Origin of the sequence: Methanolobus sp. WCC1, from assembly GCF_045690315.1 — an archaeon.
In the GTDB taxonomy this organism is placed as follows: domain Archaea; phylum Halobacteriota; class Methanosarcinia; order Methanosarcinales; family Methanosarcinaceae; genus Methanolobus; species Methanolobus tindarius.
Genome location: NZ_CP146979.1, coordinates 501857 through 523335 on the forward strand (window position 1 = coordinate 501857; position 21479 = coordinate 523335).

Genomic DNA, 21479 nt, shown 5'->3' on the forward strand with positions numbered 1-21479 from the left:
TTATAATATATTGCAGGTTCCAGATAAATCTAAAATATTTGGAATTTGTTCTATATCCAAGCGCGTCTTTAATATGGATGTTTTTCATAATTTTACTAAAACAATGAATTTTGCTCCTTATGCCACCCAATACGCCAAAACTTACAGTTGATGCGGTAATCATCTTCAACGGAAAAATAGTTCTTATTCAGCGAAAAAATTCTCCCTATAAAGAAAAATTTGCACTTCCGGGAGGGTTTGTGGAAATTGGTGAGACCACAGAAGAAGCTGTTGTGCGTGAGGTTCTTGAAGAAACAGGCCTTACAATAGAAATAGTTAAGTTACTTGGGGTATATTCTGAACCTTCGCGCGATCCCCGAGGGCACACGGTAAGCGTAGTTTACCTGACCCGGGGAGAAGGTGAACCCAGAGCAGATTCAGATGCAAAGGCGGTACAACTGTTTGATTTATCGGACATACCGCAAATAGCTTTTGACCATAACTTAATAATAGATAATGCGAGAAGTGATATTTATGGAATTTTGTCCCGAATGTAAAAGTATGATGTTCCCTTCAGGTGATTCATTCAAGTGCAGAAAATGTGGTTTTGTAAAGGGAAAACAGCAAGGTTCTGAGGTACTTGTGTCAAAAGAATCCAGGGAAAAGAGGGATGTCACTGTGCTTGAAGGAAATGTAGACCAGGGTCTTCCTACAACCTCTGTAAGGTGCGAAGAATGTGGGCACAACGTTGCATATTGGTGGTTGCGCCAGCTTAGATCGGCTGATGAATCCGAGACGCGTTTCTTCAAATGCACAAAGTGTGGCTGTACCTGGCGTGAATACGACTAATGATATCTGATACTTTAGCTTTGTTTCAGATACTTAAAAGAAAACTTATATTACTTGTTAGATATAATGTCCTAAAAATTCAATTTATTGGTGGCGAATCCATATGTTCAAGGCAACTATTGATGCAGATATTTTAAAGACTGCAATTGAAACTCTTTCGGTTCTTGTTGATGAAGCACGTTTCAGGATATCTCCTGAAGGCATAGTAGTCAGGGCTGTAGATCCTGCAAATGTAGCTATGGTAAGTTTTGATCTAAGCTCAAGTGCTTTTGATGAATTCAATGCTGATGATTCCGAGATAGGCATGGACCTGTCAAAGATCAATGATATTTTCAGTGTTGCAGGCAGGGATGAAAAAGTTGTCATGGAACTTGATGAGATGTCCCAGAAAATGTCATTACATCTTGGTGGTCTCTCTTACACTCTGGCCCTGCTTGACCCTTCAACCATCAGAGCGGAACCAAGGATCCCACAGCTAGAGTTGCCTGCTGAGGTTGTTCTTAACGGAAAAGACCTCCAAAGGGCTGTAAAAGCTGCTGAGAAAATTAGTGACCATATGCTCCTTGGAATTGATGAGGATGTCTTTTACATGGAAGCTGAAGGTGACACAGACCGTGTCCGTCTTGACATGACCCGTGATAGTCTGATTGACCTGAAATCAGGTGAGGCACGTTCACTTTTCTCACTGGACTATCTTTCCGATATTGTAAAACCTGCCTCACGTTCCAATGAAGTGACCGTTGAGCTTGGAAAAGATTTCCCTGTGAAGATTGGCTTTACCATTGCAAACGGTGCAGGAAAGATCGGTTATCTTCTGGCCCCAAGGATCGAATCTGACTGATCTATGGATGAAAAAGATTTTGCACTATATCCTTATCTTTCCGGGGCATCTGCGCACGTAAAGAGCCTCGGAATATCCCTTGACCGCCTGGTCACTTCCAGAGCCATGGAATCCGCACGGATTCGTGGAAAGGAACGTGTCATGCAGGCGATTGAAGGTGAGTTGTTCAAGCCTTCTCTTTCTGCGTCAGATGAGCAGAAAATATTGCTGGAACTACTTTCCTATCCATTTTCAAGAATTCTTGTTTCATGTATCGATGATTCTTTCCTTATTCGCAGGTATTGTCTTGCAGAAGCGGTTGCTTCATATAAACTCTTAAAAACAATGGATCTTGATTTTCTAGAGAAGTTTGCATCTGATTTTTCCGTATACCCGGATAATAGTGATTCTGGCTTTAAGCTTCATTTTACCTCATATATCAGAATGGCAAGTTCTCTTAAGGCTATTGAATGGAAACTGGTTAACAGAAAGCTCCACCATGGAAGTGTGAACGTTTCAAAAGAAGAGTTCTCACGTTTGTTACAGGAACTAATAAAAGAGCGTGTTGAGCATAATCTGCCTATGCCTGTAAATGAAGAGCTTGTGCACTCCTGTGAGCCGTATCTTGCGGACATAAGAGAACTGCTTGAAGAAAGAAAGAGTACTTTCGGTGATTCTGAGTTTGAATCGGTTGAGACTGATCTGTTCCCTCCATGCATTACACAAGCCATAGCTAATACCCAGGCAGGCGTGAACCTTGCCCATTCAATGAGATTTGCCATGACTGCATTCCTGCTGACCATAGGTATGACCGTGGATGATATAATGAATCTCTTTACCGCGTCACCGGATTTTGACATCGAAAAAGCCCGCTATCAGATAGAGCATATTGCCGGTTCTTCAGGTACTCACTACAAGCCACCATCCTGTTCAACCATGCAGACCTACGGTAACTGTTATGCACCTGATGATATGTGCAAGAAAATAAGCCATCCTCTCAATTATTACAGCCGCAAGGTCTGGTTCAGGAAAAGGGATGCCCAAAAAGCTGCCGAAAATGTTGGTCCTGATATTAAATCTGCAGAGAAAAAGTAAATAACTTTTTTAAAAAGAATATTTGGGACATTATTTGTCCCTTTTACTATTATTAAATTAGTCCTTCCTGCGCTGCATGAAGAATGCAAGTCCTATTATTGCTGCCACAGGGAGTGCAATTGTTGGGAATTCCGGGATAGAGTTTTCACATTCGTTAATGGTTACTGTGAAATCACCTACAAGTGGGATTTGGCCGTCAAGTGTGCCTGTTGCGTATGTTGATGCATAGTTCTGTCCGTCACCTGTCAGATACATTGTACCATTGAAAGTGTGTCCCATTGCACATGTTCCATTAGCACTTATCTCAATAAATTCCTGGTAAAGGCTGATAAATCCAAGTTCGTCAATAGTAACTCCTGGGTTACTACTAAGGATCGTAACGTCTATGTCTTCTCCATTTTTACAAACCTGGGCATCTACCTGAATTTCATAGCCATTAGGTGCCAGCTGCACACTTGCGGGTGCAGGAACTCCATAAGAACCTTCAAGTTTCACACAATAACATCCGTCAGCAAACTCTGTAGGAGCTACTACCATGGCACTTGCTGTCTGTGCCATTGTGAGCAGCAATGCTGCACATATTAATATACTTAATTTTCTCATATTGTACCACCAAAATTATTTTGTAGTTTATATTTATTGCACTGAATACATTTGCAATAATCTTTAACTGTGTTACAATACTTATTATATATAAGTTTTTTCAAATCGCCACACACTTGCCAATTTGTATCGGTATGTGTGTAATATGAATCAAAATAAAAAAGGTGCAGGAACTCCTGCACTTGATTTCAGACCTAGTTCTTTCTGCGCTGCATGAAGAATGTAAGTCCAATAATTGCTGCTACAGGTAGTGCAATTGTTGGGAACTCCGGGACTTCAGTTTGCCCACATTTACCAATGTCCAATGAAAAATCTCCGGTGAGATCATATTGTTTGTATCCGCCTGTTGTAAGTGGAATCCTTACGTATCCTGAACTTGACAGTATGCTGAAGTCACATGCTTTAATCAGCATCTCTCCATAGAACGGGTATCCCATACTGCATGTTCCTGTTGCAGTTACTGTTATTATTCCTGTATCCTCATTCAGCATCGCTACTACATTCAGACTTCCCTCATCAATTTCCGGGTAGCTTCCTGTGGTATCTACATTTGTAATTCTTATTATTCCACTATTGAAGTCTGCCTGTATGTCTGCTTTTAATTTGAACACTCCCTGTACATCCTGTGAATAATAGGTTCCTTCTAAGGTTCCGCAGTAGGTGCCGTCAGGTAGTTCCTTGCAGCATTCTCCGATGTCCAGTGCAAAATCTCCGGTTAGATCATATTGTTTGTATCCGCCTGTTGTAAGTGGAATCCTTACGTATCCTGAACTTGACAGTATGCTGAAGTCACATGCTTTAATCAGCATCTCTCCATAGAACGGGTATCCCATACCACATGTTCCTGTTGCAGTTACTGTTATTATTCCTGTATCCTCATTCAGTATCGCAACTACATTCAGACTTTCCTCATCAATTTCCGGAGTGCTTCCTGTGGTATCTACATTTGTTATTCTTATTATTCCACTATTGAAGTCTGCCTGTATGTCTGCTTTTAATTTGAACACTCCCTGTACATCCTGTGAATAATAGGTTCCTTCTAAGGTTCCGCAGTAGGTGCCATCAGGTAGTTCCTCACAGCATTCTTCTACGTCCAGTGTGAAATCTCCTTTGAGGTCATATTTTGTTGTCTCCCCATTTAATTCTGGTACAATTACATATCCAGAATTTGATTTGATGCCAAAGTCACATGGGTCTACAATCATTTCTCCATAGAATGGATAACCCATTCCACATTTTCCTGTAGCAACTACCTTAATGAATCCATTATTCTCAAAAGTCGCAATAACATTCAAGGTATTTTCGTCAATTGCGGGATTACTGCCACTTGTATTTATATTCGTGATAGTTATCATCTTACTTTCAAGGTCAGCCTTAAAGTCAGCTTCCAGGGTAAATGTTGCCCCATATAATGGATTATCTTTTTTTACATCAGGTGTGTATGTCCCACTTAACGTCCCACAGTATGTCCCATCGTCAGGGTAACAGTGTTTAGCACTTGCATTAGCACTTGCATTAGCACTTGATATCAATAGTATCAATGCGAGTACAGTTATTACATTTAATTTCTTCACGCGTACCACCATTGGTTATTATATAGTATCTTATTATTTATAGTCTGTAATACTTTTATTATATTTTTGAAATGATCTTATTTTAATAACTATTGTATAAATATTTATCGAAAACACACATTATATTATTCAATTTATACTTATACTCGGGTGATATTTCACGCATGTAGTTCAAAAAAGTATAATAAAAATTCAATCGCGTGCTTCAATGAATTAATTTGAATACTGGGAAATTCTATTATCCAAAAATAAAAAGTGGAGGGTTAACCATAAATTATCTTTTGCTATATTCCCTGCACTTCTCAACAAAACTCTTCACAGGGAATGTCGCAGGATGTGCATGAGTATAGCTTGCAAGTGAATTGTATTCAGTGAGACCGTCCTTACCATCGACAATTCCTTTTCCTCTTTTCATCTCATAAGCAAGCTTGGCATCATTGTCACAGTAAGTTGCAGAGTAGTGGAATTCATGTCCTCGAATAGTTCCTTTGATGAAGTCGCCGTTTGCAACTCCCTCAGTGTAGCCAAGTGCCTGAAGCTTTTTAGTCTGGACGGTTTCAGCAGGTAACACATCAGCCATCCTGTATACTGTTCCATCTATCTCATATGATGTGGACATATATTGTAAGCCGCCACACTCTCCGTACATTGGCATACCTTCTGCTGAAAGGTCTTTGAGTGCTTTTGTTGTCTTTGACTTCTCAAGTTCTGAAATGTAAAGCTCAGGATAGCCTCCGCCAAAGTAGAATCCATCCACATCAGGAAGTTCTCCTTTCATGGGGCTGAAAAACTCAATTTCTGCGCCTGCATTTTTAAAAGCCTCAAACATGTCCTGATAGTAGAAACAGAAAGCACTATCATACGCAATTCCGATTTTCAGGTCTGCTTCGAGTTCTTCTTCCCTTTCAGGTGCTTCATAATCAGGTGCTGTTTTAGAAAGCTCTATTATGGCATCAAGGTCAATATTCTCTTCAATAAATGCAGCCAGGCTTTCCGTATCAAAATCCAGTTCATCTGCCATGTATAATCCAAGGTGGCGGGAAGGTACAGTAACGTCCTTGTTGCGGGGCAGTGTTCCAACAACAGGTATGTCAGGAATTGAATCTATTATCATCTGTGAATGTCTTGGACTTCCAACCTTGTTCAGGATAACTCCGGCAATTTTCACATCCGGATCAAACTGGGAAAATCCCTTGACAATAGCTGCGGCACTTCTTGACATCCCGTGTACATTCACAATAAGTATCACTGGTAGCCCAAGTGATTTAGCAACATGTGCGGAACTTGCTATCTCAGTAGTATCCATTCCGTCAAAGAGTCCCATGACACCTTCAACAATGTTGATGTCAGTACTCTTAGAATACTTTGAAAAGGTGTTTTTTACGCCATCAACCTGCATCATAAATGTATCAAGGTTTCTTGATGGCTTGCCGCAGATAGCTGTATGGTATGTTGGATCTATGTAGTCAGGTCCCACCTTGAACGGCTGAACTTCCATCTCTCTTCTTTTCAGGGCAGCCATAATGCCCATGGAAACCGTAGTTTTTCCAACGCCACTGTTGGTGCCTGCAAGCAACACTGCATTTGTCATGGGGAATATTGTGTATAGTTCGAATATATGTATTATTCCCTCAGGAGACGATTCAAAACGATTAAATAAAGAACGTATATCTAAGTACTATGTCTCTCCCGGAAGCGACAGAACTTCTCACTGATTCTTACGGACGTACAGTCAGAAGTCTGAGGATGTCTATAACTGATCGCTGTAATCTCAATTGCATCTACTGTCATAATGAAGGCCACATAGGTCACAGCAAAGAGATGTCAGTGGACACTATTGTTGATATCGTGAAAGTAGGATCTCGTTTTGGAATTAACAGGCTGAAGATTTCCGGTGGTGAACCACTTCTTAGAAAAGACCTTGAGGAAGCTCTTGTACGGCTTCCTGATATGAGGGATGTTTCCATGACAACCAATGCCGTTCTGCTAAAGGACAGGGCATCATCTCTTAAAGATGCAGGTCTTGACAGGGTTAACATCAGTCTTGACTCACTTGATCCGGGTAAGTATCACACTATTACTAATTGCGGAAAGGGAATTTTTGATAAAGTGCTTGATGGAATACATGAGGCAGTAGATGTTGGTCTCACCCCGGTTAAACTCAACATGGTCCTGTTAAAAGATCTTAATGACAATGAGATCAAAGATATGCTGGACTTCACGCGCGGATATGGCGGAGATGTAATCTTACAGTTGATAGAACTCATGGATTTCAGGGATCTTCCTCAGTACAGGATAGATGCTAACGAAGTAGAACGTTCATTAATGTCAGTTTCTTCTGATGTTAAGGTGCGTGAGCTACATAAAAGGAAAAAATATATTATCAATGGTGCAGAAGTCGAATTTGTCAGACCTGTTGACAATACTGAATTCTGTGCAAACTGCAATCGTTTAAGGGTCACAGCAGATGGAAAACTAAAACCCTGCCTTCTGGTAAGTGACAATATGGTTGATGTATCAGAAGCCAGCATTGAAGAGTTGCCTGATCTTTTCAGGCTTGCTGTCAGCAGGAGAATACCATTCTGTAAAAGTTGAAGGAGTAGTAAAAATGGAAGTCGTACTTACAGTAGATGGCAAGGATATTGAGATCAATCATTTCGTGCAGTCCATACTTGGCAGCACTGTAATTGGAGCTGTTACAACACTACATGGTGTTGAAGATAACTGCAAGGAAGTTATCATAAAAGTAAAACAGTAGTTCCTGAAACTTATGTCAGGAACACTTTTGTTGTTTTTATTCTGATATTTTTGAATATTACTCTTTTTGCCTCAGAGAAGGTGCTCTATTTCTGAAAAATCAATAGGGGATGTTGCATCAAGTGATATAGGAGTCACAGAGACATTTCCATTGTTCATGATTGCATGGACATCGGTCCCTTCTTCTTCGTCAACTATCAGCTCACCTGCAATCCAGTAATATGGTCTGCCTCTGGGATCATGTCTTTCCTCAACATCGGTCTTGAAGAATTTCCTGGCAAGGCGTGTGATCTCTATGTCTGGATTATCTTCTGCATGGTGTGGGATGTTCACGTTAAGCAGATCTACATTTTCTGGTAGTCCATGTTCAAGCACTTTCTTTGCTATTTTGTTGACAACTTTTATAGCAACATCATAGTCATGCTGGAAATTCCTGTTATCATCAAATTTGTCTCCCTCTTCCATGACCTGAATGGAAGCGGCAATTGCAGGTATTCCATAACTCGCACCTTCCAGTGCCGCACCGATTGTGCCTGATGTTGTAATCGTGTCAGTGCTGATATTTTCTCCTATATTAAACCCTGAAAGGATAAGGTCTGGCATTTCCTTCATAACTGCAAAAATTCCCAGTATTACGGAATCTGTAGGGGTTCCTGCAACTGCATTAACATCGATTCCATTAATCGTTGTCTGTGTAATCCTGAGTGGTTCAAAAATGGAGATTGATCTTCCAACACCACTTTGCTGTGTCATGGGTGCGGATACAGTCACATCCCCAAGGTCAGAAACACTTTTCCAGGCGGCATGTATTCCAGTGGAATATACGCCATCATCATTGGTAACCAGTATCTTTTTTGACATGTCTGTATCAATTGCCTGACACTGCCTTAAAACTAATGCCCTGATGCAATCCTGCATGCAATTTAACTCCGTTTAATGTTGAAACTCTTCAATTCGGAATGTCTCTCTGTAAAAAGGTGTATTAAAAAATATAAAAAAGGTAAAACTGGAGGTGATATGAACTTATGTGAATTTACACGTTTGCGTAAATTCTATCTTTTCTTTGTGATGTAGCGGCAAATCCTTCCTGCTCAGACATGTCGGCAAGTGCCTTCACTTCTTCTAGGACTTCAATTTTATCGCTCATCTCATCGAGGGTGAAGATCATTTCTTCAATGGCCTTGTTCTCTTCAGTATTCAGACAGGGACTGTCCTTTACGATTTCCAGTAATATTGAAGCGTCATCGATTACCTGGGCCAGGATTGTCCGGTCCATGTAAGATTTAGCGGCTTCTGAGTCACCGCCTGACAGGGTTGAGTTGAATTCATTGAGCTGTTCCTCAAACAATCCAATATCGTAATGTGCGCTTCTGAATATTTTTTTAACATAATCTTCTCTGTAGACTTGTTTTGAGTTTTTCAAAACTTTCAGAAGTTTTTTGTAATTCATGTTTTTCACCCTGGGGCTGCATACAGGTACCTTTTCCCTCATCCCGTGCAAATTTTGTCACGTAAGGTACACTGCTACTTATAATTGCAAGTTAATTTACTGGATTGTTGCCTCATTCCCAAGATTGTGTCTGATTGTCTCAACAGGCATTACTCTGTTAAAGCTTGCATCTGAGAACTGTCCGCCATTCACGTCATATTCCCGTTCGATATCAATTCCATAATCGTTGTCCATTTCCTCGATTATAGGATCGCACAGGTATACTTGCAGGCTGCCACTTGCATCCATAAACACGGATGGTCTGACACCTGTATTATTATATTCTTCTACAAGCCCTCTGAATACTAATGACATATAACGCATTGATTCCATCGGTCATCACCAAATACACATTTTTATGGTCATGCATTTAAACGTAATGTGTACTTTTTTTACAATATGTACAAAGTATCCTGTATTTATGTTCACAAATCGCAAAATTTAGTATTCGGGATTTGTCGATAAAGCGAATCAATAGGAATTATCCGGCATGTATATTTATATAATCATTTATATACTGCGAACCGTAGCACACAGGTTAGTAATCCTTGATAAGAAACGTTTTTAATCATTGGTGCGATAGTTGGAGAATAAATCTGACTATATTACTTAACTAAAACAATCATCCAGTTGGAATATTTATGCTTGAAGACGAATATCAGCTTGATTATTTTTCAGAGAATGGATTCGTTCGCAAACAGTGCTCTAAATGTGGAAAACATTTCTGGACCCGTGATCTTGAAAGGGTCACGTGTGGCGATGCACCATGCGATCCATACTCATTTATCGGTAATCCTGTGTTTAAGAAACAGTTCGACCTCGCGGAAATGCGTGAGTATTATCTGAATTTCTTTGAAGAAAGGGGTCACACAAGGCTTGAGAGATATCCTGTCATCGCAAGGTGGAGAGATGACATTTATTTGACCATTGCATCTATTGCGGATTTCCAGCCATTTGTGACTTCCGGGCAGGTGCCACCACCAGCGAACCCATTGACAATTTCCCAGCCATGCATCCGTCTTTCAGACCTTGATGCGGTTGGCAGGAGTGGCCGTCACCTGACAACATTTGAAATGATGGCTCACCACGCCTTCAATAAAAAAGATGAGGAAATATACTGGAAAGACCACACCGTAGAACTATGTGATGAACTTTTCAATTCTCTTGGTGTTGATCCTCTGGCAGTAACCTACAAAGAGGAACCATGGGCAGGCGGAGGAAATGCGGGTCCCTGCGTAGAGGCGCTTATTGGTGGTCTTGAAGTTGCAACTCTTGTGTTCATGGACCTCAAGCAGTCAAAAGACGGTGACATTTCCATCAAAGGTGAGAACTACAGGAAGATGGACAACTACATTGTAGACACCGGTTATGGCCTCGAGAGGTTTGTGTGGGCATCCAAAGGTTCACCTACTATATATGACGCAGTTTTCCCAAACATTGTCAATGAGCTCATGGATCTTGCCGGAATTAACCATGAACTTGATAACTCCGAGTATGCTAACATCCTTGCCCAGAATGCCCGCCTTGCGGGTCTTATGGACGTAAGCGAGAAAGCCAATCTCTTTGAACTGAGAAAACAGGTTGCTTCCAGCATTGGCACGACAGTGGACAAACTTTCATCCATTATGGAGCCAGTCGAAACTGTATACGCAATCACTGATCACACACGCTGCTTAACATTCATGCTTGCAGACGGTGTAATTCCTTCCAATGTAAAGGCAGGATATCTTGCAAGACTTGTACTGCGCAGGACACTCAGGATGATGAAGGACATGGGCATAACCGTACCACTGTCTGACATTGTGAGGATGCACATTAACAACCTGCCGGAATATCCTGAGTTTGAGGAGAAGTTCGATGTTATCAAGGATATCCTTGAACATGAAGAGCGCAAGTTCGGTGAGACGCTTGAACGTGGAAAGCGCATGATACAGAAATCCGCTAAACACTACAAGGAATCCGGGGAGAATATGCCTCTTGAAAGTATAATCGAGATGTATGACAGTCACGGAATTCCCCCTGAGATCTCAAAAGAAGCAGCATCTGAGGTTGGTGTGGCTGTAGATCTGCCTGATAACTTCTATTCACTTGTTGCCGAAGGGCACAGCAAAGCCGAGGCAAAAGAGGAAAAAGTCTTCCCTTATGCAGAAAGAGTGTCCAGGCTTCCAAAGACCAAGAAGCTGTTCTATGACGAACCTACAAGGATGAACTTTGAAGCAGTCGTTCTGGATGTATTTGACAATCATATAGTACTTGACAGCACACTGTTCTATCCTGAAGGCGGTGGACAGCCTGCAGACCACGGTACCATGTTCATAGAAGATGTATTACACAACGTAATTGACGTTCAGGGTGTCGATGGTGTTGTCGTGCACATAATCGAAGATTCTGATAATGAATTCCATATTAAGAAGGGCGATATGGTTCAGGGACACGTGGATGAGGAACGTCGTATGGCTCATGCATGCCATCACACTGCAACCCACATCGTCAATGATGCCGCACGTAAGGTGCTTGGGGACCATGTATGGCAGGCCGGTGCCCAGAAATTTGTGGACCGCGCACGTCTTGACATCTCACACTACAAACGCATCTCACAGGACGAGCTCAACCAGATAGAGCTGATAGCCAATCGTACCGTCATGGAGAACCAGCGTGTTATTGCAGAATGGATGGACAGGATCGATGCTGAGAAGAAATATGGTTTCGGACTGTATCAGGGAGGTGTCCCTCCAGGAAACACAATTCGTGTGCTGAAGGTTGCCGATGATATAGAAGCATGTGCAGGTACTCACTGTACCAGTACCGGACTTGTTGGTCCTATTAAGATACTTAAGACAGAACGTGTTCAGGACGGCGTGGAGCGTATTGAGTACGCAGCAGGTCTTGCTGCAGTCAGGTCAATGCAGGAAATGGAGTCTTATCTCAGTCAGGCAGCAGATGCACTCCGTGTCAGGCCTGAACATCTTCCATCTACAATTGATCGTTTCTTCAATGAATGGAAAGAGTTTAAGAAGGAGAACCAGAGGCTCAAGGAAGATCTTGCGCATGTCCATGTGCTCCAGATGGCCAACGAGGCTGTCAATGTTGCAGGTATGCGCCTTGTGGCAGCATGCATCTCTAACGCAGACATTGATGAGCTTGTTAAGATTGCCGGTGAGCTGACCACCAACAAAGACATGGTTGTACTTCTGGCAAGTGAATCCGGTGGTGTCAAGATTGTTGGTGCCGCAGGCGAAGATGCACTTAAAGCAGGAGCAGATGCTGGAAAGATTGTCAGGGCTATGTCCCAGACAGTTGGTGGTGGCGGTGGCGGAAAGCCAGCGATGGCCCGTGGAGGCGGTGTTGATGCCAGCAAGATTGACGAAGCACTTGCTGCAGGACAGAGTCTTCTCGAAGAGCAATTAAATAATTAGATATGTATATATATCTATAAATTGTAAATCACCAGTATGATACCTGGTGAAGTCAAAGAGTTCTTTTCATCCCAGTATGGGAAGTCCCTTCTAGTAAAGGGGCAGCCCGGTACTGGGAAAACCACTTTTGTTTTTGGAATACTTGATGAAATATGCCCCGAAGGCAATTGTGTTTATATTTCACCACGTATTGACAAATCCTCTGATTATGGAAATTATCCCTGGATTGAAGGTGATTTCAACAATAACGAAGATTTCCTGCGTATGCTGGCATCCCGTATTAAATTGATATGGGACTCCTGTGATACAAAGCCAATTATTGTTGTTGATTCAATAGATTCCCTGAGCATTGCAACAACGCGTTCTTCTGATTGGGAAAGCAATAAGTTCGAGCTGGAACGTTTGCTTTTTGATTTTTCCAGAAAGGTCAATGCAGATATTATAATGATAACTGAACAGGCTGATGTCACATCCTTAGATTATCTTGTGGATGGAGTAGTGTCCCTTGAGATAGCAGAAATATCCGGGCGTGATGTGAGAAAAATAAACCTCCTTAAAATACGTGGTGTTGAACTCTCACAATCAAGATATCCATTTACACTCGATGGCGGCCATTTCAGGAGCTTTGAGCCATTCACTGTTTCTTATCCTGAACAAACACAGGTTCCACATCCTCTTAATGATCCGGAAGAGAACAGGATATCAACCGGCATACATGACTTTGACGAGATACTTGCCGGAGGATACCAGAAAGGAAGCTTCAACCTATTTGAAATAACAAGTGGTGTAGGTGACTCTTTCTACAGTTTGCTGCTCCCGACATTTATAAATCATCTAAAACTTGGCCGTGGTCTTCTGAGCATGCCTACAGAAGGTACAAGTGTTGAAACCGAAAAGCGTATGATCTCTCCATTCACAGGCGATGATCACTTTCATGGTCAGTTTGTGGGATTTGAAATTCGCGACCTCAAAGGCAGAATCCCTGCCTATATTGAACCATTCTCAGGCAACGTCTATAAAGATATGGATATTTTTCACAAAGCCAAGAATGAGATTCTACGCCAGTACGGCTCACCTATTTTAGATTATATTGGCCTTGACAGTATGGAGTACAATTACGGATGGGAAAATATCGGTTCTATCATAGGGCAGATGGCATCCATTACAAAAACAACTGATAATGTTGTACTTGCTGTTACTAAATTTGGCCAGAGGATTACCGAATCAGTTGCACACATGGCCACAACTCACTGGAAGTTTGAAAACGTTGACAAGACCCTTGTTATGTATGGTGTGGTACCAAAAACTGGTATTTTTGCAGTACAGATGGAGTTTGTGTCTGGTTATCCGCAGGTTAGCCTCATTCCTATGAAATGAGTAATTTGGACGCCGTAAGTACATTTTCTTCCCAAACATTAATAAGAAAATAAATCTAATATTATTTACTAAACAAAATTAAAAGGTACTTGGCAATGAATGCTCAAACGCAGGAAATCCTTTCAACCCTCAGAACAGAGCTGTCCCGGAAAAATACATTATTCCTTGCTCCGGTGGATAGTTTTATTGAGAGGCTTGTCTATTTTTTTGTATCGGATATACTGAAAGAAGAGTCAGAAAGGAGCATAGTCTGGCTATGCTTAAATTCTTCCAGGGATAAAATATTGTCAAGATTCGAAGATTTTGGATTTGACATCAATTATGAAGGAAAGCTGTTCTTCATTGATATTGATGCACCGGGTAAGGAGCACCATGATGATACTTTCTACTGCAGTTCAGTTGCAGATTATACAAAGATGGCATCCCATATCTCAAATATCTTCCAGAATCACCAGAACTCAGTTCTGATCATAGACAACATGAATGTGCTTTCAAGCGACACAATGCAGGTTGTGGAAAATTTTGTCCAGTTTATAGAGAAGAAAGTAGCAGAGAATGATGGCAGCATCGTCTCCATGCTTTCGCGTAACATCCTGCCTTCTGAGACAGAGGTTCTTATCACTTCTTTCTTTGATGTTGTCATCGATATTACCAACGTAGGTGAAATCCATGCTGAAATCGGAATGAAGGATTTTGATTTCAGATATTCTGTGGAAGAAGGTTCTATTGAATTCGAACCCATGCAGAAAAAGATCAAGCGTGAGCGCCTGAAGATTCTTATTGTTGATGATGAACCGGATATTCCTGAACTTCTTAAGCTTTCTCTTATAAGCGAGCCATACGACTTCATAGTAGCCCACAATGGCCAGGATGCGATTGATCTAACACTTAAAGAGCTTCCTGATCTTATTCTATTAGACATCATGATGCCTGATATGGATGGTTATGAAGTGGTTGAAAATCTTAAAAAGAGCAAGGCAGCAAGCGATATCCCTGTAATTATGATCTCAGCTAAGACCGCTATTGAAGACAAGGTCAAAGGCATGGAACTTGGAATTGATGACTATATTTCAAAACCTTTTGACAAGAGAGAGGTCAAAGCAAGGATAAAGATGGTAATGCGCCGTCTTGGATGGGTTGAAGAGGAATAATTATATATCTCAAATGAATATTTGATTGATATATAATTATAATAAAAACGTTTTAGGAGATGTCTCAGTAATGTGTCCAAAAATCATGGTCGTGGATGATGAACCCGATACCATTGACCTTGTAAAGTTGATCCTGGAATCTGAAGATATAGAAGTTATCGGAGCAAAAAGTGGATTTGACTGTCTTGAATCAATTGAAGAGGAACACCCTGATGCGATTCTTCTTGATATCATGATGCCTGATATGAATGGATGGGAAACTTTCCATAAGATAAAAGAAAAGGAGCCCACTTTGCCTGTAGCTATGCTTACGGTAAAGAGTCAGGAATTTGACAAAATGCTCGGTCTGCATGTTCTCAAGGCAGACGACTATATCACAAAACCTTTCAGCAGAAAGGAACTTATTCAGAGAACAAAAGAATTGCTGGAAATGAAAATTCAGTAATCCAGCACTTCATTTAATATTGCTTTCTCATCTTTTACGAAAAGGTGTGCCTTTCTTTCACCATTGAGTCCGTTTTCCAGCTCATTGCGAACATTCCAGTATTTTTCAGGATCAATGGCTGCCCTGACAATTACTTTGCCGAATGAGTTTTTCCTAAGATATGAATTAACCTGTGAATAGTTGGTATCGGTAACAAGCAATCTTTTATATCTGTTTTTAAAAAGGCTGTTTTGGATTTCAGATTTTGAACAGAGGAGTGTTCTTTTGCCATCAATGTCAAAGATTGAAATATCATCTGATTCTTTTTTAAGCTCTGCAACAAGCTGTTCAAGCAGACCTGCTTTAATCACACATTCTTCAGGTTCATATGCGTAAAGAGCAGATTCTTCAACTTTCCTGACAGGTTCGATGTTTCCGGTTTTCCTGATGATATTGCTTCCTGGAAGTGCAACAGCAGAAACATCAGCTTTTTTCAGTTCTCCGAAATAGAGGTTAAGCCGGTTGAGCTTTCCTTCCAGGGACATGTATTCTCTTTCGCAGTCAAAAGGTATTTTTTCAGGAGACAACTGAGGAGGTGCTTCAAAAGCAAAATTAGATGAAATATCAGCATAAGCTTTCATCACTTCAGGGATAGATGGACTAAGATTGTCAATGCTTCTTTCCTTTTCTGTAGGAGGTCTTGCAGGATCTGAAAAGACAACATCCAATTTGGGTAGTTTTCCAATGACTTCGGAAGACAGTGCATCTCCTGCAATAAATTCTATGTTATCAACACCCATTACTTTAGCATTCTTTTTTGCAAAAGCTATTTTCTTGGGGTCAATCTCAATAGCATAGACAAAATCACAGTATCTGGCAAAAAAGAGTGCCTGTCCGCCGATTCCACAACTGATGTCGGCTATTGTCTTGCATTGCAGCCTCTTTGCCCTGTACTCAGCAACAGGTTCAGGAGTTGCAAATCTTATACCATCCTTGTCGGATATCATTTCTGTTTTGAATTGCTTTTTACGTGCCATGGACTCCTCCTACAAGTCAGGTAAATGATTTAAAATCATCTGAATTCACAATAAGCTTAACGGATGTTTTATTCATAATTTATATATATTATTAAGGGTATATTGTCCAACGTATAGATATATCTCTCATAAATTAAATAAAACCAGTGGAATTATGGCCGGATTTAGTGATAAGATCAAAAAAGTGACTTCTGTTCTTTCCAAAAAGGGCAAGAATAAAGGAGGCGACTCTCCGTTTGGTAGTGGTGATGCACCTCCTTTCATGCAGGGTGGGCCGGATCTTGGTTCAGTTCCTGATCTTGCTGCCGGTATGCCACCTGCGCCCGGTGGTCCTCCGGGCATGGCTCCAGGTGCACCTGGCGATTCTGCGTTTCCTCCTGGTATGGCTCCTCCTGCTCCCGGAGAAGCACCCGGTGGCCCCCCTGGAATGCCAGGGCAAGCTGCTCCCCAGGCTGCTCCAGTAGATAATGAGATGCTGGAGGAGAACCGTAAAAAGATCAAGGAAGTTGAGTCCAAAGTTTCAAAGGCAGATGTAACTCTTAACATGGTCCAGAGGGACAATGAGGAAATTAGAAAAACTGTGGACAAGATAGACCAGAGTGTCCTTGAACTGTTATCCCTTTACGAAATTGTATCAAACCAGGTGAATCCTTTTGTGGGTGATGGCGCTGGTTCCAGGGATACGATAGAGAGATTTGAAAAAACAGAGACCCGTCTTACTGAGATGGGTGACATGATGGTTCTTCTGAAAAATGAGTTAGATGCCACTGCCCAGAAAATGAGTATGCCAAAAGGTATCTCTGAAGAAGCAGCCTCCAGGATGCAGGATTTTGAATCCAAGATGGAGGCATTCGCAGATGCTATGGTGATGATGCATGAAAGCATTGAGCAGTTAAACTCAAAAACAGATGAATTATTCACACGTACAGATTCTATTAATCAGAATTTGCTTGATCTTGCAGAAACAACTTCCACTATAACTACCAGGCTTGAAGACCTTGAAAACCGTCCGGTTCCTGCTTCGGGCAGTTCAAAAGTTGTTGCTTCTAAGAGTGAAGAAAAAGTTCAGGCTAAAAACAGTATACAGGAACCTGAAGAAGCAGAGGAAACAGGAGTCGAAGCAGAAAATGCTCCGGCCGAAAAGAAAGCTTCGCTGCCTCTTGTAAGGCTTGAATTCATAAAAGCAGATCCTACTAGTGTTGTTGTCCTTCTTAACTGGATAGAGTTCCTCATGGAAAGAGTGGGAAGAAATAACCTGATGGATGCACTTGATTATTATGTTGATATCGGATGGATAAGCGAAGATGTCATGTCAGAGATTATGGCATATGCCCGTGGAATCGATTATTATGTTGAAAAGCCCACATGGCGTCTTTTGCCGGAAGACCACACAAAATCCCTGCTCTTCATTGAAAGGCTATCCGGCCGCAAGATTGACAGGAACATGCTCAGTTCCATTGACAGGGAAATGGCAAAGGTAAAACACGGTCTGGAGGAATTGTATGGGATTTGAACTTTCTGTTGTTGCAGTCATGTTTTTCATTACTGCTCTTGTAGTTGGTTCTTTCTCATATTCTATGCTTAACACTTCAAATGAAGTTGTCAATGATGCTTCAGAAGAACAGTACCAGATGCAGAACTCAAAACTTAAAACCAATATAGAGGTGGAGAGTGCTGTCCCTGGAAACTATTCAGGCACCTATAACCTGACAGTGACACTTTCAAACACAGGCAGTGAGACTGTTCTCTTTGATGAGCTCAATGTTCTTGTTGATGGTAATCTGGAATCCTATGTTTATAGTGATGTTGCAGCAACCTGGACGCCTGCTGAGACGCGTAATATGACAGTTACTGACCTTTCCGGCACAGGATCCCATCGTGTAAAAGTTGTTACTCGCAACGGCGTTTCTGCTTATAGTTCATATGTAGTCTGAACTAAATAATAATCTTATATACTATTAATTATATATTACTACTCTAATTCTATTTGCATCAAGCTGGCCGAAAAACATGAGAAGCATGCTAAGAACAGAGAGAAACACCTTACTGAAAGATACAGGTGCAGAAACCGCAGTAACGCACATGATATTCTTCATAGCCGCAATGGTTCTGGCTATCAGTGTAGTTGTTCTTATCTCCGGCAATGTCCAGTCCATGATTGCTTCATCCAGTGCAAGCAGCAAAATATTGTCCGAACAGATGCGGACTGACATAACCATTGTGAACGATCCTGAGATAATTCCATATGACGGCGGTTCCGGCAAATACACATTTTACGCAAAGAATACCGGTAAGACTGAACTGGCTCCCGAATATGTGACTGTACTTGTAGATGGTATATTTATAGAGCCTGTGGATGTCAATGCTGCGCTTACAGATGGGGATATTGTATGGAGGCCAGGAGAAATACTCACTTTGAACGTAACAACCACTCCTTCTCCTCTGGAAGCAGGTGACCACAGAGTGCTGGTTGCAGCTGACAATGGAAAATCCGGTGCAATGAATTTTAAAACGTAATAAGAGGCAAATAATGGCAAAGATCAATGCATTTGCAATCCCCAGGGATGATCTGAATGATAAATTAGGAGGAGGTTTTCCTGCCGGTTCACTTGTTGTAATTGAAGGTGGCAGTGGTGGCGGAAAAAGTACAATTTCCCAACGTCTTTCATTCGGGTTAAACGAAAACGATGTCAGTGTTACGTTTGTCTCCACACAAATGACAACAAAGGGCTTTATTAACCAGATGTATTCAATGGATTACCCCATAGCCCCATTTCTTTTGAATGGTTTGCTTTTATACATACCTGTTATTCCGCTTGTTCAGGCAGCAAAATCCCGTTTTGATTTTATTGAAAGATTGATGGCTGCAGAGGAACTCTTTGAAAAGGATGTAATCATAATTGATACTCTTTCCTCACTTATCAAATACAGTGCCAATACAGAGAAAACTCTTGATCTGATTTCTTTTTTCAAAAAACTGAATGGTATGGGCAAGGTTATAATTCTGACAATAGAGCCAAACCAGCTAACAGAAGATCTTGCTTCAATGTTCCGTTCTTCATGTGACGTTTACATTACTCTGAAATCTAAACCACTGGGAAGTGAAGTCAAGAGGACTATTGTCGTTAACAAGTTCACGGGTGCCAAAGGCCCTGTAGGGCAGATGATTGGTTTCAGAATAGAACCGAAGGTAGGTCTTGTAGTAGAGATCGCTTCAGTATCATAATCTTGAAGGTAGTGGTAATATGGATGCAGAATTTCAGAAAGCAGTACAAAGGAACCCTCATCTGGGTGAATATGTAAAGAAATTCATGCGTGAGACTGGTGAAGACGAACCAACTTTCATGGTAAGTCTTGGAAAAGATATTGACAGGGATAAAGTTAATATCATTCTCCCGGTTGGCGATCCTGTATTCATACACCTTTATGGTGGTGAAGAACAGGGAGAGATCAACTATTATGGAGTAGAGCCTGAACTTAATGATCTGGAAAAAAAGAAGTATAAAGCGACTCTGGACATTATTCTGGAAAAATCATCCAATGAACCTGTTCCAAATACTGAGGCAGAACTTAAGGATCTTATTACAAAACTGTTCAATGAATCTATAGACATAGGTTCAGGTGGCAGTATGGACGATGAAGAGGGAGGAGGCAAATTTGATATTCTCCAGAAACTCATGCCGGTTCAGAAAAAAGTCCCCATGACTCAGGGTGAATACAATAAAATTCTCTATCATCTTGAGAGGGATATCATAGGTTCCGGTCCGATTGAACCGATTATCAGGGACCCGTATCTTGAAGATATCAGCAGTATCGGTGTAGACAATGTATTTATTGTCCACAAGATCTTTGACACAATTAAAACCGACCTTACATTTGGTGATGAAGAAGGTCTTGACAACTGGCTGCGTAGTATGAGTGAACGTATCGGTCGTCCTGTAAGTGATGCAAGGCCGATTGCAGATGGTGCTCTCCCTGATGGTTCACGTATCAATATTATTTACAGTATAGATGTCAGTAAGCGTGGAAGTAGTTTTACCATGCGTAAATTCAGTGAGGTTCCTGTAAGTATAATCCAGCTTATAGGATGGGGCGCACTGGATGCTGAAATGGCTGCTTACATGTGGATGTGCCTTGAGAATGGTATGAGTATTTTCTTTAGTGGTGAAACCGCAAGTGGAAAAACTACAATGCTCAATGCATGCCTTGCTTTTGTTAACCCGAAAGCCAAGATTTTCTCTGCAGAGGATACAGCCGAAGTTCAGCCTCCACAGCCTGTATGGCAGCAATTGATTACCCGTGAAGAAGGTCCTCCCGAATCAAGGGTAGATACTTTTGCCCTTCTAAAAGCGGCTCTGCGGTCAAGGCCAAACTATATCATCGTAGGTGAGATTCGAGGAGCCGAAGGTAACGTTGCTTTCCAGGGTATGCAGACCGGTCACCCGGTGCTGGCAACTTTCCACGCATCTGCGGTATCCAAGATGATACAGCGTCTTACAGCTGATCCTATTAATGTTCCTGTAACTTTCATAGATAACCTGAACATTGCAATGATTCTCTCGGCTGTTTACCGAAAAGGTAAGTTCCTAAGGCGTGCCCTTGCAATTGAGGAAATAGAAGGCTACTACGAGGAAATAGGCGGTGTGGCAACAAGAGCTGTTTTCCAATGGGAACCTGATTCTGACACTCACAAGTTCCGTGGTTTGAACAACAGTTACATCCTTGAGGACAAGATAGCTACTAAACTTGGTTATGAAGATAAGAGGGCTATCTATCAGGATCTTTTCCTTCGGGCCAAAATACTGGACGAAATGAAATCAAGGGGCATTGAAGATTATTATGACGTGCTTGAAATCATAGTTAATTTCTATAAGCATGGTATAGACGGTCTTCCATTTTCAGTATGAG

General features: G+C 41.4%; 22 protein-coding genes. 15 read left to right on the top strand and 7 right to left on the bottom strand.

Features of this window, described 5'->3' with window-relative positions:
• The first annotated feature begins 119 nt into the window (after positions 1–119).
• From V7O61_RS02620 to priL, 4 genes are all read left to right on the top strand, one after another.
• A complete protein-coding gene (locus V7O61_RS02620; RefSeq protein ID WP_407282829.1) occupies positions 120–536 on the top strand; it encodes an NUDIX domain-containing protein in 417 nt (138 codons plus the stop codon).
• The gene (locus V7O61_RS02625; protein ID WP_023844628.1) at positions 514–828 is read left to right on the top strand and encodes a transcription factor S; all 315 of its coding nucleotides are present in this window, start codon (positions 514–516) and stop codon (positions 826–828) included. The genes V7O61_RS02620 and V7O61_RS02625 overlap by 23 nt, the downstream gene beginning before the upstream one ends.
• A 103-nt stretch (positions 829–931) precedes the next feature.
• Entirely contained in the window at positions 932–1669 is a 738-nt protein-coding gene (locus tag V7O61_RS02630) for a DNA polymerase sliding clamp (RefSeq protein ID WP_023844627.1), read from the top strand.
• Positions 1670–1672: 3 nt separating this feature from the next.
• Entirely contained in the window at positions 1673–2743 is a 1071-nt protein-coding gene (gene priL / locus V7O61_RS02635; protein ID WP_407282828.1) for a DNA primase regulatory subunit PriL, read from the top strand.
• Positions 2744–2800: 57 nt separating this feature from the next.
• Here the strand turns inward: priL and V7O61_RS02640 are convergent, their stop codons facing one another.
• From V7O61_RS02640 to V7O61_RS02650, 3 genes are all read right to left on the bottom strand, one after another.
• On the bottom strand, positions 2801–3346 hold the full coding sequence (locus V7O61_RS02640) for a PEF-CTERM sorting domain-containing protein (RefSeq protein WP_407282827.1): 546 nt from the start codon (positions 3344–3346) through the stop codon (positions 2801–2803).
• Between the two features lie 194 nt (positions 3347–3540).
• Positions 3541–4920 (bottom strand): PEF-CTERM sorting domain-containing protein, encoded by a 1380-nt coding sequence (locus tag V7O61_RS02645; protein WP_407282826.1) that lies wholly within the window; start codon positions 4918–4920, stop codon positions 3541–3543.
• A gap of 274 nt (positions 4921–5194) precedes the next feature.
• Positions 5195–6511, bottom strand: a complete 1317-nt coding sequence (locus tag V7O61_RS02650; RefSeq protein WP_407282825.1) for a cobyrinate a,c-diamide synthase — start codon at positions 6509–6511, stop codon at positions 5195–5197.
• A gap of 89 nt (positions 6512–6600) precedes the next feature.
• Here V7O61_RS02650 and moaA point away from each other — a divergent pair, with 89 nt between their 5' ends.
• Both moaA and V7O61_RS02660 read left to right on the top strand, forming a co-directional pair.
• Positions 6601–7515 (top strand): GTP 3',8-cyclase MoaA, encoded by a 915-nt coding sequence (gene moaA / locus V7O61_RS02655; protein ID WP_407282824.1) that lies wholly within the window; start codon positions 6601–6603, stop codon positions 7513–7515.
• 13 nt (positions 7516–7528) lie between these two features.
• Positions 7529–7678 (top strand): hypothetical protein, encoded by a 150-nt coding sequence (locus V7O61_RS02660; protein ID WP_407282823.1) that lies wholly within the window; start codon positions 7529–7531, stop codon positions 7676–7678.
• 71 nt (positions 7679–7749) lie between these two features.
• Here the strand turns inward: V7O61_RS02660 and surE are convergent, their stop codons facing one another.
• The 3 genes from surE to V7O61_RS02675 form a co-directional block, all read right to left on the bottom strand.
• Positions 7750–8538: a 5'/3'-nucleotidase SurE gene (gene surE, locus V7O61_RS02665; RefSeq protein ID WP_048135810.1), complete on the bottom strand. Its 789-nt coding sequence runs from the start codon at positions 8536–8538 to the stop codon at positions 7750–7752.
• 172 nt (positions 8539–8710) lie between these two features.
• Positions 8711–9127: a hypothetical protein gene (locus V7O61_RS02670; protein WP_023844619.1), complete on the bottom strand. Its 417-nt coding sequence runs from the start codon at positions 9125–9127 to the stop codon at positions 8711–8713.
• A 96-nt stretch (positions 9128–9223) separates the two neighbouring features.
• Positions 9224–9499, bottom strand: coding sequence for a hypothetical protein (locus tag V7O61_RS02675; RefSeq protein WP_023844618.1), 276 nt, complete (start codon positions 9497–9499; stop codon positions 9224–9226).
• A gap of 308 nt (positions 9500–9807) precedes the next feature.
• On the opposite strand from V7O61_RS02675, the gene alaS reads away from it, so the two are divergent.
• The 4 genes from alaS (at position 9808) to V7O61_RS02695 (ending at position 15555) form a co-directional block, all read left to right on the top strand.
• A complete protein-coding gene (gene alaS / locus V7O61_RS02680) occupies positions 9808–12582 on the top strand; it encodes an alanine--tRNA ligase (RefSeq protein WP_407282822.1) in 2775 nt (924 codons plus the stop codon).
• A gap of 36 nt (positions 12583–12618) precedes the next feature.
• Positions 12619–13959 carry a gas vesicle protein GvpD P-loop domain-containing protein gene (gene gvpD, locus V7O61_RS02685; protein WP_407282821.1) on the top strand — a complete coding sequence of 447 codons (1341 nt, stop codon included), beginning with the start codon at positions 12619–12621 and terminating at the stop codon, positions 13957–13959.
• A gap of 95 nt (positions 13960–14054) precedes the next feature.
• A complete protein-coding gene (locus V7O61_RS02690) occupies positions 14055–15110 on the top strand; it encodes a response regulator (RefSeq protein WP_023844615.1) in 1056 nt (351 codons plus the stop codon).
• 70 nt (positions 15111–15180) lie between these two features.
• A complete protein-coding gene (locus V7O61_RS02695) occupies positions 15181–15555 on the top strand; it encodes a response regulator transcription factor (protein WP_407282820.1) in 375 nt (124 codons plus the stop codon).
• Here the strand turns inward: V7O61_RS02695 and V7O61_RS02700 are convergent.
• Positions 15549–16571: a methyltransferase domain-containing protein gene (locus V7O61_RS02700; protein ID WP_407282819.1), complete on the bottom strand. Its 1023-nt coding sequence runs from the start codon at positions 16569–16571 to the stop codon at positions 15549–15551. The two genes, V7O61_RS02695 and V7O61_RS02700, sit on opposite strands and share 7 nt — an antisense overlap.
• A gap of 154 nt (positions 16572–16725) precedes the next feature.
• Here V7O61_RS02700 and V7O61_RS02705 point away from each other — a divergent pair, with 154 nt between their 5' ends.
• The 5 genes from V7O61_RS02705 (at position 16726) to V7O61_RS02725 (ending at position 21478) form a co-directional block, all read left to right on the top strand.
• Positions 16726–18084 carry a FlaD/FlaE family flagellar protein gene (locus tag V7O61_RS02705; protein WP_407282818.1) on the top strand — a complete coding sequence of 453 codons (1359 nt, stop codon included), beginning with the start codon at positions 16726–16728 and terminating at the stop codon, positions 18082–18084.
• The gene (locus tag V7O61_RS02710) at positions 18074–18505 is read left to right on the top strand and encodes a hypothetical protein (protein WP_407282817.1); all 432 of its coding nucleotides are present in this window, start codon (positions 18074–18076) and stop codon (positions 18503–18505) included. The genes V7O61_RS02705 and V7O61_RS02710 overlap by 11 nt, the downstream gene beginning before the upstream one ends.
• 76 nt (positions 18506–18581) lie before the next feature.
• Positions 18582–19088, top strand: a complete 507-nt coding sequence (locus V7O61_RS02715) for a flagellar protein G (protein WP_023844610.1) — start codon at positions 18582–18584, stop codon at positions 19086–19088.
• Between the two features lie 13 nt (positions 19089–19101).
• The gene (locus V7O61_RS02720; protein ID WP_023844609.1) at positions 19102–19797 is read left to right on the top strand and encodes an ATPase domain-containing protein; all 696 of its coding nucleotides are present in this window, start codon (positions 19102–19104) and stop codon (positions 19795–19797) included.
• A 19-nt stretch (positions 19798–19816) separates the two neighbouring features.
• Positions 19817–21478, top strand: coding sequence for a type II/IV secretion system ATPase subunit (locus V7O61_RS02725; protein WP_023844608.1), 1662 nt, complete (start codon positions 19817–19819; stop codon positions 21476–21478).
• Position 21479 lies beyond the last annotated feature (1 nt).